The organism is Streptomyces sp. GbtcB6, from assembly GCF_019091475.1.
GTDB classification, from domain to species: domain Bacteria; phylum Actinomycetota; class Actinomycetes; order Streptomycetales; family Streptomycetaceae; genus Streptomyces; species Streptomyces hyaluromycini.
The window spans coordinates 66,170-80,372 of record NZ_JAGXJL010000010.1 but is presented as its reverse complement, the minus strand read 5'-3'; the positions used below and the strand labels follow the sequence as shown (position 1 = coordinate 80,372).

At 68.8% G+C, this 14,203-nt stretch carries 12 protein-coding genes; 6 read left to right on the top strand and 6 right to left on the bottom strand.

Going from position 1 to position 14,203, the window contains the following annotated elements; translation table 11 throughout:
• The first annotated feature begins 7 nt into the window (after positions 1-7).
• The 5 genes from KVT45_RS18660 to KVT45_RS18640 all read left to right on the top strand — a co-directional run bounded on the left by KVT45_RS18660 (position 8) and on the right by KVT45_RS18640 (position 4,267).
• Positions 8-1,009, top strand: a complete 1,002-nt coding sequence (locus KVT45_RS18660) for a hypothetical protein (protein WP_217548882.1) — start codon at positions 8-10, stop codon at positions 1,007-1,009.
• 61 nt (positions 1,010-1,070) lie between these two features.
• The gene (locus tag KVT45_RS18655) at positions 1,071-1,373 is read left to right on the top strand and encodes a hypothetical protein (protein ID WP_089099578.1); all 303 of its coding nucleotides are present in this window, start codon (positions 1,071-1,073) and stop codon (positions 1,371-1,373) included.
• A gap of 58 nt (positions 1,374-1,431) precedes the next feature.
• Positions 1,432-2,649 carry an enoyl-CoA hydratase/isomerase family protein gene (locus KVT45_RS18650; RefSeq protein ID WP_308310817.1) on the top strand — a complete coding sequence of 406 codons (1,218 nt, stop codon included), beginning with the start codon at positions 1,432-1,434 and terminating at the stop codon, positions 2,647-2,649.
• Between the two features lie 11 nt (positions 2,650-2,660).
• On the top strand, positions 2,661-3,554 hold the full coding sequence (locus tag KVT45_RS18645; RefSeq protein ID WP_217548878.1) for a hypothetical protein: 894 nt from the start codon (positions 2,661-2,663) through the stop codon (positions 3,552-3,554).
• A 23-nt stretch (positions 3,555-3,577) separates the two neighbouring features.
• Complete coding sequence (locus tag KVT45_RS18640; protein WP_217548876.1) at positions 3,578-4,267, top strand: hypothetical protein; 690 nt, start codon at positions 3,578-3,580, stop codon at positions 4,265-4,267.
• Positions 4,268-4,479: 212 nt separating this feature from the next.
• Here KVT45_RS18640 and KVT45_RS18635 read toward each other — a convergent pair whose 3' ends face one another.
• The 6 genes from KVT45_RS18635 to KVT45_RS18610 all read right to left on the bottom strand — a co-directional run bounded on the left by KVT45_RS18635 (position 4,480) and on the right by KVT45_RS18610 (position 9,377).
• Complete coding sequence (locus KVT45_RS18635; RefSeq protein WP_217548873.1) at positions 4,480-5,073, bottom strand: hypothetical protein; 594 nt, start codon at positions 5,071-5,073, stop codon at positions 4,480-4,482.
• On the bottom strand, positions 5,066-5,764 hold the full coding sequence (locus KVT45_RS18630) for a hypothetical protein (RefSeq protein WP_254646996.1): 699 nt from the start codon (positions 5,762-5,764) through the stop codon (positions 5,066-5,068). Before KVT45_RS18630 ends, KVT45_RS18635 begins: the two co-directional genes overlap by 8 nt.
• Positions 5,751-7,121, bottom strand: a complete 1,371-nt coding sequence (locus tag KVT45_RS18625) for a hypothetical protein (protein WP_217548871.1) — start codon at positions 7,119-7,121, stop codon at positions 5,751-5,753. Before KVT45_RS18625 ends, KVT45_RS18630 begins: the two co-directional genes overlap by 14 nt.
• 8 nt (positions 7,122-7,129) lie before the next feature.
• Positions 7,130-8,620: a putative T7SS-secreted protein gene (locus tag KVT45_RS18620; protein WP_217548869.1), complete on the bottom strand. Its 1,491-nt coding sequence runs from the start codon at positions 8,618-8,620 to the stop codon at positions 7,130-7,132.
• Between the two features lie 26 nt (positions 8,621-8,646).
• Complete coding sequence (locus KVT45_RS18615; protein ID WP_254646995.1) at positions 8,647-8,862, bottom strand: hypothetical protein; 216 nt, start codon at positions 8,860-8,862, stop codon at positions 8,647-8,649.
• A gap of 212 nt (positions 8,863-9,074) precedes the next feature.
• Complete coding sequence (locus KVT45_RS18610; protein WP_046726478.1) at positions 9,075-9,377, bottom strand: WXG100 family type VII secretion target; 303 nt, start codon at positions 9,375-9,377, stop codon at positions 9,075-9,077.
• Positions 9,378-9,618: 241 nt separating this feature from the next.
• Here KVT45_RS18610 and KVT45_RS18605 point away from each other — a divergent pair, with 241 nt between their 5' ends.
• Positions 9,619-14,190 carry an FtsK/SpoIIIE domain-containing protein gene (locus KVT45_RS18605; RefSeq protein ID WP_217548865.1) on the top strand — a complete coding sequence of 1,524 codons (4,572 nt, stop codon included), beginning with the start codon at positions 9,619-9,621 and terminating at the stop codon, positions 14,188-14,190.
• Positions 14,191-14,203: the final 13 nt, after the last annotated feature.

Below are 14,203 nucleotides of genomic sequence, written 5' to 3'. Positions count from 1 at the left end.
TGCACGGGTGGCCACCGTAACCGGTCTCGTCCTGGCGCTTTGGACACCGTTCCCGGCCTACGCGGACGACATCCGAGGTGATGGGAGCGGTACGGGAACCGCTGCACCGCCGAACCAGCCCGACAAGGGCACCGAGTCCGGTGGGGATTCCGCCCCCGGCTCCATCGGTGCCCACATCCGTATCAACCAGAGCAAACCTGCCTCGAGCAGCTCCACCACCACGGCGACCTCTTCCAACGCCAACTGGAAGCCCCCCGTCTGCTGGTACGAGCCCATGTACACGCCGGACGAGTACGAGGAGTTCATCAAGTCCTCGTACAAGGGCGCCCAGGAACCGGCCGCGAGCTACGCGAAGAAGCGCGCCGACGAGGACTACCACAAGGGCGACAAGGGCCTGTGGTGGCAGGTGCAGTTCCGGAACGACAACTACACCGACGCCTGTCCCGTGACCCCGGCCAACTGGGAGATCTGGGTCCCGCCCGCCCAGCCGAAGACGGACCCCAACCAGCTGACTCCGGAGATCCTCTCCGAACTCGCCTACAACTCGACGAAGTTGCCGAAGCCGCCCGTGGTGCTGAACCCGAGCCCGGACCGGCTCAAGGTGAACCTCGGTACGCGGGTGAAGTTCGAGGGGAACTTCGACCGGGTCTGGACGACCGCCAGCATCAACTACAAGGGCGTCCAGATGGCCGCGACGACCGTCGCAACCCCCATTGCCCTCAAGGTCGAGGCCGGCACCGCGGACGCCGACCCGGAGTCGTGCACGTACGACCTGGTCAAGGGCGACAACGGCTACACGGTCGACAGCAAGGACGCCGGTTGCAACGTCACTTACCTGCGTTCGTCAGGTACCGGCACCTACCCCTTCAAGGCGTCGATCACCTGGAAGGTGACCTGGACGGACTCGGCCGACCCCGACGGACCCGCACGGCAGCCGGGCCTGCCCGACGGCCTGTCCACGTACGAGCAGAACGTGACCGTGAAGGAAATCCAGGCGGTCAACCGCTGATGAGACGCGAGCGGCCCGTGGAGTTCTGGCTCCGGGCCGCTCCAGGAGACCGGAATCCGACATGAGTGACCTGCGCCTCGAAGACACGATCTTCCAGGACCTGAAGAAGACCTTCTCGTCCATCAGCGACCGCATGGAGACCACCCGCCGCACGCTTCGCAGCGCGGACGCCTCGGCCGTCGGCGAGAAGCAACTCGTCGAAGACGTACAGGACTTCGCCGACGACTGGGGCTACGGCATCAAGCAGCTCGGCAAGCACACCCAGGGTGCCGTGAAGATGATCAACAAGATCGGCGAGAGCTTCGGCAAGCTCGACCTGGACCTGGCCGAGTCCCTCAAGGCTCCGCAGCAGAAGGGCAAGTGACGTGGCTGGGCAACGGCCGGCCTTCCCCCACATAGGCTGGGACCCCACGCCGGGGAGCGTGGAGGACACCCGGGACCTCGCCAAGCAGCTCGGCAAGCTGGCCGGCGAGTTGGGTACGGCGCTCGGAGAGCTGGAGCGCATCGAGACCGGTGCCTGGAAGGGCAAGACCGCGATCGCTTTCAGCGAGTATGTCGGCCAAGACGTCACCCCGCTCATCCGCAAGAGCCACGAGTCCTTCGACAAGGCATCGCGTGCTCTGCATCGCTGGGCCGACGACCTCCAGGACTTCCAGGACCGCGCGGACCGTCTGGAAAAGAGCGCCGGGGAAAAGCTCGACGCCAAAGCGAAGGCCCAGGCCAAGGCCGGCAGCGACGGCAGTACGGAACTCGGCGAGGCGTCCAGCGCCGTGGACGGCGTGATCCAGAAGGTCCACGAGCTGGAAGAGGACTACCGGGCAGCCGCCCGCCAGGTCAGCAAGGAACTGGACAAGGCCGGCGACATCGCCCCCGACGAGCCCGGCTTCTGGGACAAGCTGGGGCACGGGATCGCGAACGCGTGGGATGCCACGGGTGACTGGCTCAAGGAACATGCCGACCTGATCAAGGAAATCGGCGACATCCTCAGCGACGTCACTGCGATCCTCGGCGTGCTGGCCATCATCACTCTGCCCTTCGAGCCTCTCGGCGCGATCTTCGGTGCTGCGGCGGTTCTCACCAGTGGAATGGCGCTGCTGGCGCACTCGGTCGCCAAGGCAAGCGGTGCTGACGTCAGTTGGCTCACCATGGGCACGGACGCGCTGGGGCTGCTGCCAGGTATCGGCCTCCTCGGAAAAGGCGCCAAGGTGGCCAGCAAGGCAGCCGCGGCCGAGAGGATCGCGGAATTCGGCAGCGGCTTCAAGGTGTCCGGCATCGAGCGTGCCTTCAACGTGATCGCAACGGGTGACATGGCAAAATCGGTCGAGGGTGGTATCGGCCTGCTGGGCAGGCGGATCGTCCTGGGCGGTGCGGGGAAGGACCTCGGACTGCTGTCCCATGAGAGTGGTGCGATGAGCCGCCTGTCCGGGCTCGCCGAGGCGGGGTATCACCAGGGCCAGTGGCTCGGTACCAAGGGTCTGGCGCTCGCGGGCGAGAAGTTCACGGTCGACCCGTTGAGCAAACTGGGCAGAGGGATCGACGTGGCAGGCAAGGTGCTCCCCAAGGGCATCAGCATCGGCCTGCACAGCGGTGACTCGGCCAACCCGGGAGACAGCCTCCAACAGTCCGCCACAGCACATTGAGGCACGAGAAGATGACAAGATGGCAGCCTGACCCCGACGAGACCCTGCTCGCGCGCTGCGGAGTGAGTCTCGCCACCGGCGTCGCCACCCCCGTGTCCGGGATGCGCTGGTTCCGGGACACGACGCGACGAGACATCCAGAACGAGCTGCCGGGCTGGCCGGCGGGTCCGGAATTCACCGCCCGCACCAAGAACGAGAGCCGCCTGCGTGAGGCGGGCAAGCTCGGCGCTCGCTCTCTGCTCGTCGCGACCCTCGGGGTCCTTGAATCGCTGGCCGGGTCGGGCAGCACAGGAAACGTCTCGCGGCTCGGACAGCCCGAGGAGCCGGAGAACGAGGTCGAGGACTTCCCCGTCATGTGGGCGGCTCCAGGATCCCTCGCCCGTACCCTCCCGTGGCAGCTCGACCCCGGACGCCGTTCCGACACGGATCGAACCCATCTGGTGGTGACGACCCGGCGGGTCCTCGTCCTCGGGCTGCTGGACGACAAGAACGATCCCCATGACGAGGTCCTGTGGGAGACCGAGCGGTCCAACATCAGCACCGCGAAACGGATGAAGTTCAGCCAGCACAAGGTGGACTTCAAACTTGTGTTCGCCGACGGATCATGGAGTCGCCTCGCGGGTTGGAACACCAATTGCCGTGACGATGTCACCCGGCCCCTGGCCACCAGTCCTGAACTGCTGTCCGACGGCGCGCTGACAGAGGGGCAACAGCGGACCGTCGCGGAGCTGCTGAAGCGCCAGAAGGGACCCGGCGATCTCGTGATCAGTCGTCGACCGAGCGGCCACTTCCTCGCCGACTATCTGAGGACCGGCACGATCGATCCCGACTACGGAATCAGCAGCGACTTCTGCCTGATGGGCGTCAACGGCGAAGACGTTCCGTTCCAAGAGGGCGACCTCTAAACCGGATTGGAAGCGGAAACCCAGTGACCACGCCTCTCATAACGGTCGAAGCGGATGTCCCTCCCCTGACGTTCGACGTCCCCGAAGGCTTCTTCACCCTCCCGCTGGCAGCCGAGCCCGAAGCGCGGGCCGCACTGTCCGACAACTTCGTTCGGGACCTCTACTCCCAGGGCGCCGAAGCACTGTGGACCCCGGCCGCCCCGTACTATGCGGCCCTGGCCGAACAACTGGCCCTCAGCGGTGTTTCGTACTCGGCCCTGGGCTTGTTCTCCACCGAAGACGAAGGCGTCGTCCAGTGCGCCTTCACTGTGGCAGCGGTCGAAACCGATCATGCAGATCCGGAAACTGCGGCACACGGCATCCTGGTCGCCCTGTCCCGTGATCCGCACCACGACGCACGCTGGATGGATCTTCCCTGCGGCCCGGCGGTTTCCTGCGTAACCATGCGCGAGGTGACGCTCTCACCGGAACTCACTGCCGATCACACGGAGAAACAACTCCTGACCGGGCAGATCCAGATCCATATCCCGTTCCCGACGGGCCCCTACACCGCCGTTTTCACGCTCCACACTGCGTCCACCGAATACTGGAACGAGTTCTGCGACGGAACGGTGGCGATCCTACAGACGGTGTCATTCCCCGCTCCTGAAAACGACACGGACTCAGCAGAACAAGGCAACAGCGGATCCGACGAACCGACCCTGGGGAACTGAGCCCCATGGGCTGGTAGATCCGGTGCCGCCGTACACCGAGGTCCGCCCACGCCGGCATCCGCCTCGCCGAGTGCCGGGGCATGCGCTTGGGCGTACCGGGCGATGAGAAGAACCGCGAAGGCACCCACACGCGGGCAACGCAGAACGCCGGGGGGCGAGCTATGGGCCTGAACGCGAGGCGGCGAAGGAGTGCCGTGCCAGCTGCCAACGGCTCAGAAGCCCACCGTCAACGTCCGCGCGATGCTGTCCGCGGCGTCCTCGATCTCCTCGTCGATGCCCGGCACCGTCCAGGACACCAGGAGCACAAGGGCGTTGTCGGTGCCCTTCGGGAGGACACCGTACGTGACTGTCTGGAGCAGCACTCCGGGACCGCGGCGGGACATCCCCTCCGCTGCGAAGTTCTGGCGGAGGCGCACGGCGGGGCCGATGGGCAGTTCGGGGTGCGAGATCTGCGGGGGCCCGAAGTCGTGTGCGCTGAAGGTGTCCGCCAGCCAGTCGAGAGAGAGACGGGGGATGGTGTCGTCGGGCCGGACGACCTCGACCTCCAGAAGGGCCAGGGCGGTGTCGAATCCGTCGGGATAGAAGGCGAAGCCGTACAGCGGACCACGGCTGCGGCTGTCCTCGGCCCAGCCCCGCAGGTCTTTTCGCAGGGCCGTGCCGTCCAGCTCGTATCCCGCCGCGCTGCTCCGTTCACAGAGCTCCGTCGCGGTGCTCTTCGCCCAACTCTTGACGTTGTCCGCCGGATCGAGCGGGAGCGGAACCCAGTCCGTCGGACAGACGATGCCGCAGGTCTGGATGTCACTCATGGGTGGCGTCACCGTCCAGCCAGGTGAGCGAGCCGGCGACCGCGTCGAAGAGCTCGACCATGGCGTCGGCGATCTGCAGGAGCGGGGTGGAGAAGGTCAGCAGGAGGTGCGCCTCGGCGCCGGGCACGGGGAGTTGGTAGTCCACGGTAACCGACGGCAGCACCTCGTCCGGGCTTCCGGCTGCCCCGGGCGGAGCGGGGGTGTTCGGTTGCCCCGTCACCCGGCGGACACGGACCGCCGTGCCCGCGGCCAGCTCCGTGACCGTGGTCTCCCCCTCCATCCCGGCTGAAAGGCGCCTCGCCAGTTCGGCCGTGTCCGGCAGGGCTGTGCCAGGTGCCGGCCGCAACAAGGTGATCAGGAGGGAGGCCGGAATCGTCAGGGGGCCCGCCTGCTGCAGACTCAGATACAGCTCGATTCCGCCGTCGCGGTAGGCCTCTGTGGCCTGTGTCAGGAGTTCGTCGCGCAGTTGCCGTTTGAGGTGGGGCGCGTTGTCGACTCCTGCGAACTTGCGGTCGACCAAGGCGTCGACCGAGCGCTCGCGCCCCTCCGGGTCGATCCGTACCCGGAACCAGCCGTCCGGCAGCAACAGCCGGTAGTCGGACGGGGATGCGGTCGTCCGGGGACTGCCCGCGTTCGCGGTCACATTGGCTCCGGTGTCGTCGGTCCGGCCGGTGGCGTCACGCATTCTCATGCGGCTTGTCGTAGTGGAAGCGGCTAATCAGCGACCTCGTCGCGGCGGGAACCCATTCGGCCACGATGGTCAGCGCGGAGAACAGACCTGCCAGGCGCGCCGGGACGCCGTCGCCGAAGAGTCCGGCGAGCAGCAGGAGGCTGAAGAGGGGAATCAGCAGCAACTCGTTCCCGCCGATCACGGAGCTGTGCCAACTGGTCGCGGCCCGGGCCTCCTTGGCCGGCAGGGGCGACATCGTCCGGGCGTCCGCGGCGAGGGGGTGGCCGTTCCACCAGGGTTCCGTGTCCCCGCCGGGCCGCTTGGGCCTGCGCGTCTCCTCGTCCGCTGCCGGGACCGCGAGCGCCGAGACCAGGTCCTCCCATTGATCCTGGCCCTGCGGACCGGCGAACCAGTTCCGCCACGGAAGCAGCGCCCGAACCTCGCCTCTGCCGTCGCGGAACTCGACACCCAACGGCTGCCGGTCCCCCGGAGACACCAGGCGCACCAACCGCGCGACGCCAGGCGCGCCGTCGCGTCCGAGCCAACGCTCACGACCCACGGTGTCGGTGATGACGACGTCATGAGGCAGCACATGTACGGACGCCGTCTGCAGGAACCTGGGCGTCGCTCCCGCTCCGGCCGCCGGATGGGGCGTGAACAGCACCGCCTCGGCGAAGCTTCGGCCGTCCCGTCGCCTGCGCCACCACGCACTGACACGCACCACCAGATCGGCTGCCGGTACGGCGAACAGAGCACCCGCGGCGATCGGCAGACACCAGTCCACGTCAGCCGCGAAGGCGACGATGAGAGCGATGAACCAGCCCAGGATGCCGAGCCCTCTGATCCAGCTGTGCCAACGGGGCAGTTCGCCATGGAACACGCGGTCCGGAGCGCGGTCGGACGCCGATTGTGGCTGGTCCCGTCCACCGTCCGGCGTTTGCGGACGATCCTCCACCGGAATGCCGAGCGTCGCGGCCAGGTCCCTCAGTCCGGTGCGGTCCAGGCATTTCGTCGGCTTCAGGTCCAGAATCCCCACGGCGTCGGCTTCCGGCAGCCATTCGGCGAGCGGCACCCTCAGGACCTCATGCCCGTCCTCTTCCTCGAAGACGAGCACACCCCAGCGCTCCGCGGGCCGCTTGCTCACAGCCTCCCAGGCGTCGGGGGGCGGCGGGACGAACACGGCCCGCCGAATGCCTCCGGCGCCGACCGGATACCGGCGCTCACGCAGTCTCCGGTCGCGTACGACGAAGGTCTTCCCGTCGGCAAAAAGACGCGCCCGACGTACGACGCCGACGTTGTGCGGGCGCATGCCACTGGGCCGCACCACGGCAGCCTGCTTGCCCAGCGCTTCCTCAGTTGCCCATGACTCGGCCTTCACCCGTCTGCTCACCCGTCACTCGTCGTCGTCGCGTCCTTGACTCCGGTCGCCGACCAGACTCCGTCATCCAGCCCGCTGATCCCGACACGATCGCCAATCCATCCCGTGATCTCGCCCTTGTCAAGAAGGTCGGTGGCCGAGGCGACAAAGGTCGAGCCCGCCCAGATCCGGGTCTGGGTCCTGAACACGCTGCCGGCCGCCTTCACCGCATCGTCGGCCCGCAGGGACTCGGAGATCTGTCCCATGCTCTTCTCCAGCCCCGCGATGCCGGTGTCCCCGAGCCGTGGCCGAACTCCCGCCCAGGTGGAACTGTCCCCCAGCTGACGGAGATTGTTCCACCCAAGGTCCTTGACTCCCTTGAGGCCTTCCCACGTCTCCTTGCCGATCGACTTCGGGCTGAAGGCTTCCCTGAGCCGGGCGGTTCCGGGGTTCCAGCCCTTCGGCGCGCCGGCGATGGCCTCGACAGCAGCCTTGCCGCGCGGCGCACCGCCGCTGAGCACGTTGGCTCTGCGCCATGCCTGGTTCAGGGCCCGCTGGTAGGCAGCCGTGCCGGGCTTCGCTCTGATGCCGGCCCTGAGCGCCCGGCCCGCAGCAGTCCTCGCGGAGGCTTTGGCGGCCAAGGACGCGCCCTTGGCCCCTGCGATGGCGCCCCGGCCGATGCCCAGGGTGACGAGGCCGACTACGTCGAGCGCGACATCGAACCAGCTACCGTCACCGGACAGCGCCAGAAGGAGATGACCCACGAGCGACACCAGGGTGGCGAGAAGCGCGATGGTGCCGAGGATTCCGGCGAGTGCCTGGCCGATGACCGGGATCCAACCCACCAGCAGGGACAGAGTTCCGCAGACGGTGGCGATCCAACCGCTCCAGGTCAGGATCGTCTGGATCACCCCGGCGTGATCGTGTACCCACCCCTTGAACTTGTCCCAGCGGCTGTCCTTGAGACCGTCGTGGTCGATGGCGTGGCGGATCGCGTCGCGGGCTCGCTTGGCCGCCGCGTCGCGGATGTCCTTCGCCGTCTCCAGGTCCTTCTTCGCCCGCTCCAGCGCCGAACTCGCCGCCTCCTGGCGCTTTTGCAGCTTCTTGCGGCTCGGATCGTCGTCGGGGGTGTCCTTGGGCAGCTTGTCGAGGGCACCGCCGCTCGCCCGGTGCTCGTCGTCGGCGGTCCGAGCGTCCCGGAGTGCCTTGTCGGCCGTCTGCTGCGCCCGGTGGAGCTCCGAGGCGTACTCGGTGGAGGACGAACCGTCCAGGACCCGCTCGCCCAGCGCGTCGGCCGCGGCGTCGTACCGCTTGAAGGCCTTGCGCAGTTTTCCTTCGGCCTCTTCCGCCTGCTGCCGGAATTCCTCCGCCGCCTTGCTCTTCCACGCTTCGACCGAGGACAGGGCCTTGATCTCGGCGGCCTGCTTCTTGATGGATTCGGCGGTCTTCCGCAGTTCTCTGCCGAGTCTGGCGACTTCGTCCGGATCGCCGGGCACCGGATCGGCCGATTCCCCGATCACTGCCCACTCGTCAGCCCGGGGCCGCGTCACTTCGCCCCTCCCTCGGGCCCGGCCGGCTTGGCATCCGTACCGCGCAGGGCGTCGGCCAGTTGGCGATCGATGTCCTCGTAGCCCTGCGCCGCGGCGGTGAGGATCTTCGAGAGCTTCTCCAACTCGTCCAGCAGACGCCCACGGTGAACCCGCCAGTTGTCGCCGAAGTCGTCGAAGACATCGACCAGACCCTTTTCGCCGAAGACGGGCACCCCCAGCCCCTTCGCCGGATTCGCGTTTCCGGCGAACTCCTTGTGGATCCTGGAAAGCGAACGAGCACTCTCCTTGATGCGTGAGAGATCAGCAGTCTGATCCGACACAACTACCCCCGTCGAGGAAACTTGTGAAACATCCGCACAAAGCCCGCCGGTGCGATGGCCGACCGCTCCACCGCACCGACGTGACTCGTCGCATGCCGAGGTGATTAGCCCTTGGCCTGCTTCGCCAGCTGGTCGTCCAGCTGCTCGTACGCTTCCTTGGCCTTCTTCAGGAAGTCGGACAGCCCGTGCAGGCCCTGGATCGTCTTCGTCGCGCCCTTCGTGAAGTCCTTCATGGAGTCGTCGTACGCTCCCGAGGCCTTCTGGGTGGTGAAGCCGTTCTCCACCAGTGCGGAGACGCGCTTCTCGACGTTCTTGATCTTGTCCTCAAGCTCGTGCATGTCCTTGATCAGGTCGCCCGCGACCTTCTCCATCTCGGCATATGTGAGATCCGTGTCCTTGCTGGCCATGACGGCTCCCTCCCGTTGGTGTGGCCTCAGGGCCTTCCCCCGTGGCACCGATCGCGCGGATCCTTGGCCATGACATGGCCGTCCGCACGAGCAAAGATCCTACGGGGGTGACGCGTTCGACCGCACGGTGCTTGTGCGGCGGAATCGTGAACCCCGCACATCCCGTTGCACCCGGGAAAGGGCGGGCGGCTAAGGTCGCTTCCACTGTGTTGGGTGCTCTCGGTGTGTTGGGGGACGGAACGTGCGCCTGAGTCTGACCGTCGTCGACCCGGTCGGCGGTGCCACCGCCGACGTGGTGCTCGACGCGGATCCCGAGTCCACGGTCGGTGACGTCGCGCGGGAGTTGGCCCGGCAGGTCGGTGTGGGATATCCCGAGAGCCAGGGAGGGGCCCAGGTCATACCCATCGGCGCCTCAAGGGGCGCCGCCCCCTTCCAGGCCGCCGGACCGCACGCCTACGTCGACGGGTACGCCCTCGACCCCGCCGCCACCGTCGTCGGCTCGCCCCTCCGGGACGGTGTCGTCGTCAGTCTCCACGACCCCGCCGGGTGCCTGCTCGGCGAGCCCACCGGCGTCGTGGAGTTCCGGGTCGCCGGCGGCCCCGCCGCCGGCGCCGTGCACCGGCTCGGAGTCGGCCGGTACGACATCGGCACCGGGGCCGCCTCCCACCTCCGCGTCGAGGACCCCGAGCTGCCCGCCCGCGCCGCCACCCTCACCATCGCCATCGACGGCACCTGCAAAGTGCAGACCCACGTCGATGGCGTGCGGTTGGACGGGGAGGAGTTCCAGGGGGACGGGGACTGGCCCCTCAACTCCCAGCTCGCACTCGGTAACACCCTCCTAGAGATCACCGGGTACGCCCCGCCCAACGCCGCCCTCAAGTGGTCCGACGACGGTGCCGGGCTCGACTACAACCGGCCCCCGCGGCTGCGCCCCGCCGACCGGCAGACGCACTTCTCGCTGCCCAACCCGCCCGGCGACTACGAGGCCCGTCCGCTGCCCTGGCTGATGGCGCTGCTGCCGCTCGTCGGCGCGGTCGTGTCCGTCTTCATGTTCCATCGCTGGTACTACCTGGTGATGGCCGTGATGAGCCCGATCATGCTCTTCGGCAACTACTTCATGGACAAGAAGCACGGGCGCAAGTCCCATGCGAAGCAGCTGAAGGAGTACAAGGAGCACAAGGCGCGGATCGAGGAGGAGGCGCAGGAGGCGCTTGTCGCCGAACGGTCCGAGCGGCGGGGTGCGGTGCCGGATCCGGCGGCCGTGCTGACGTACGGGACCGGGCCGCGGACGCGGCTGTGGGAGCGGCGGCGCACCGACGCCGACCACCTGCTGATCAGGTTCGGCACCGGGCGCGTGCCCTCCGAGGTCGAGCTGGACGACCCCGAGCAGGACGAACACAAGCGCAAGGTCCGCTGGTACATCGAGGACGCCCCGGTCGGTCTGTCGCTGCGCGACCTCGGGGTGATCGGGGTCGCCGGGCCGGGGGATTCGGCACATGCGCTGGGGCGTTGGGCCGTCGCCCAGACCGCCGTCCTGCACAGCCCCATGGACGTGCAGTTCTACGTCCTCACCGACAACGACGCCGGCGCCCGCTGGGACTGGATGCGCTGGCTGCCGCATGCCCGGCCGGGCGGCGGCCAGGACGTGAACGTCCTCATCGGCACCGACTCCGAGACCGTCGGCGCCCGCGTCGGCGAGCTCACCCAGCTCCTCGACGGCCGGCAGAAGGCCTTGCAGCAGGGCGGCCGCAGCAAGGTCGACGGGCCCGCCTTCTCCGACCCGGACATCGTGGTGGTGTGGGACGGGTCGCGGCGGCTGCGGTCCATGCCCGGTGTCGTACGGCTGCTGAAGGAGGGGCCGGGCGTCGCCATTCGCTCCATCTGCCTCGACGAGGAGGAGCGCTTCCTTTCCGGGGAGTGCCAGGGCGTCGTGGTCGCCGAGCCGCGGTCCAGCAAGGAGGCGGCCGCCCAGGCGACTCCGGTGGCACAGCAGGCCGCCGGCGGCTTCCCCTCCTTCCAGGCCTGGCATCCGCAGCACGGCGGCGGCGAGGAACAGGCCCCGCAGGACCTGGAGTTGCGACTGCGCGTCGAGCAGAGCGGGGCGCTGCGCAAGCTGGGCGTACGGCCCGACTTCGTCTCCGCCGCCTGGTGCGGCCGGCTCGCCCGCTCGCTCTCCCCGCTCCGGGACATCAGCGGCGAGAGCGAGGACTCCGCACTGCCCGCCGCCAGCCGGCTGCTCGACGTGCTCCAGCTGGAGCCGCCGACGCGGGACGCGATCGCCGCGCGGTGGCGGATGGGCGGGCAGTCGACGATGGCCGTCATCGGGGAGTCGTACGACGGCCCGTTCGGCATCGACCTGCGACGCGACGGGCCGCACGGGCTCATCGCCGGTACCACCGGTTCCGGCAAGTCCGAGCTGCTGCAGACAATCGTGGCCGCGCTGGCCGTCGCCAACACCCCCGAGAACATGACCTTCGTGCTCGTCGACTACAAGGGCGGCTCGGCGTTCAAGGACTGCGTGAAGCTGCCGCACACCGTGGGCATGGTCACCGACCTCGACGCCCACCTCGTGGAGCGGGCCCTGGAGTCGCTGGGGGCGGAGCTCAAGCGGCGCGAGCACATCCTCGCCGCCGCCGATGCCAAGGACATCGAGGACTACCAGGACCTGGTGAAGAGGGATCCGTCCCGGGCGCCGGTGCCCCGACTGCTCATCGTCATCGACGAGTTCGCGTCGATGGTGCGCGATCTGCCCGACTTCGTCACGGGACTTGTCAACATCGCTCAGCGGGGGCGGTCCCTCGGGATCCACCTGCTCCTCGCCACCCAGCGGCCCTCCGGTGTCGTGTCCCCCGAGATCCGCGCCAACACCAACCTCCGGATCGCGCTGCGCGTGACCGACGCCGGTGAGTCGACCGACGTCATCGACGCGCCCGACGCCGGGCACATCGCGAAGAGCACGCCGGGCCGGGCGTACGTCCGGCTCGGGCACGCCTCGCTGGTCCCCTTCCAGTCGGGGCGCGTCGGAGGAAGGCGGCCGGGGGCCGCGGACCCGGCCACGCTCGCGCCCTGGGCCGGGGCGCTGTCCTGGCAGGACCTCGGGCGGGCCGCGCTGCGCAAGCCCAAGTCCGAGGCGAAGGAGGACGACGAGATCACCGACCTGAAGGTGCTCGTCGACGCCGTGCGCGAGGCCAACACCGCCCTCAGGATCCCGGCCCAGCACTCGCCGTGGCTGCCCGCCCTCGACGACATGCTGCTGCTCGACGACGTACCGGCCGTGCAGGCGCAGGGCGCGCTGCCCGCCGCCGCGTACGGTGTCGAGGACCTGCCCGCCGACCAGGCCCGGCGCGCGGTCGCCGTCGACTTCGCGACCTTCGGGCATCTGATCATCGCCGGTGCCCCGCGCACCGGACGGTCCCAGGTGCTGCGCACCATCGCCGGTTCGCTGGCCCGCACCAACTCCTGTGCCGACGTGCACCTGTACGGCATCGACTGCGGCAACGGCGCGCTGAACGCGCTGACCCGGCTGCCGCACTGCGGTGCCGTCGTCAGCCGTAACCAGACCGAGCGCGTGGAACGGCTCATGGCCCGCCTCTCCGGTGAGCTGAGCCGCCGTCAGGAGCTGCTCGCGGACCGGGGGTTCGCCGACATCGGCGAGCAGCGGGCGGCCGTGCCGGAGGCGGAGCGGCTGCCGCACATCGTGCTGCTCCTGGACCGCTGGGAGGGCTGGCTGCCCACCCTCGGCGAGCTGAACCACGGTGACCTCACCGACAAGATCATGGTGATGATGCGGGAGGGCGCGAGCGTCGGCATCCATCTCGTCCTCACCGGCGACCGGCAGATCCTGGCCGGCCGGATCTCCTCCCTCACCGAGGACAAGTACGGTCTGCGGCTCGCCGACCGTGCCGACTTCTCGATGCTGGACATCAACTCCCGCAAGGTTCCCGAGGAGATCCCGCCCGGCCGCGGCTTCCGCAGCGAGACGGCCGCCGAGACGCAGTTCGCGCTGCTCTCCGCGGACACCACCGGTCAGGGGCAGGCCGCGGCGATCGTCGCGATCGGCGAGGCGGCCGAGGTCCGCGACGCCCAGGTGCCTCGCTCGCGGCGGCCGTTCCGGGTGGACGTGCTGCCCGGCCGGATCTCCTTCGAGGAGGCCTGGGCGATGCGGGACCCGGCTGCGGCGGCTTCTCCGCTGTGGGCCCTGGTGGGTGTCGGCGGCGACGAACTCACCGCCTTCGGACCGGACCTGGCGCAGGGCGTGCCCGCCTTCGTGATCGGCGGTCCCGCCAAGTCCGGCCGCTCCACGACCCTGTTGGGTTTCGCCCGCTCCTACCTGGCCAACGGCGTGCGGATCGTGGTCGCCGCGCCCCGGCAGTCGCCGCTGCGCGAACTCGACGGCCAGGAAGGCGTGCTGAAGGTCTTCACCGGCCGGGACGTGGACGAGGACGAGCTGACGGAGGTGCTGGCGTCGGCGTCCCCCGCCGAGCCGATCGTCGTGCTGGTCGACGACGCCGAGGTGCTGGACGACTGCGACGCCGAGGACGTCTTCAAGCGGATCGTGGAGAGCGGCACCGAGGAGGGGCTGGCCGTCGTCATCGCCGGTGACGAGGACGAGATCTGCGACGGCTTCTCCGGCTGGCAGGTCGATGCCAAGAAGGCCCGCCGGGGCATCCTGCTCTCCCCGCAGGAGTCCGGCTCCGGCGAACTGATCGGCATCCGGACCACCCGTGCGATGGTGGGCGGGCCGATCCAGCCCGGCAAGGGCATGCTGCACCTGGGCAGCGGGGAGCACGTCACGGTGACGACCCCGCAGTAGCCGTACGCGAAGC